Genomic DNA, 443 nt, shown 5'->3' with positions numbered 1-443 from the left:
ACTAATAACTGTTCATACTATAAATGTATTCCCAAAGATTTTATATTCAACTTAACTTAAACAAGTGTTATCAAAACTACATAGTTAAAGTTTTACACGACTACGATCAAATATACAAGATCATTTTTTTCATAAAAAACATTGATCACAAAGAAAATTAAACAAGAACATTAAATCTAGGGTATAATTCATTGATGTACAATCGTTTCATAATCCAACAACGAATGAGGTTAAAGAATGAGTGAAGCAAACTTTAAAGATTATCAACTAAGTGAAGAAATTACACGAGCTCTTAGTGAGTTAAAATATAAACATCCAACGGAGGTACAGCAAAAGGTTATTCCACTTGCACTGGAAAAGAAAGATCTTGTTGTAAAATCACAGACAGGTAGTGGAAAAACTGCTGCATTTGGTGTTCCTTTATGTGAATTGGTGAAATGGGA

The 443-nt window shown here is 30.2% G+C and carries 1 protein-coding gene; it reads left to right on the top strand.

Annotation, left to right across the window (positions count from 1 at the left end; translation table 11 throughout):
* Positions 1 to 237: 237 nt before the first annotated feature.
* A partial coding sequence (locus AOA60_RS01350; RefSeq protein ID WP_143522325.1) for a DEAD/DEAH box helicase occupies positions 238 to 443 on the top strand: 206 nt, incomplete at its 3' end.

It is taken from the genome of Pseudomonas sp. 2822-17 (assembly GCF_002742485.1).
In the GTDB taxonomy this organism is placed as follows: domain Bacteria; phylum Pseudomonadota; class Gammaproteobacteria; order Pseudomonadales; family Pseudomonadaceae; genus Aquipseudomonas; species Aquipseudomonas cyclaminis.
This window is presented reverse-complemented; position numbering and strand designations above follow the sequence as displayed.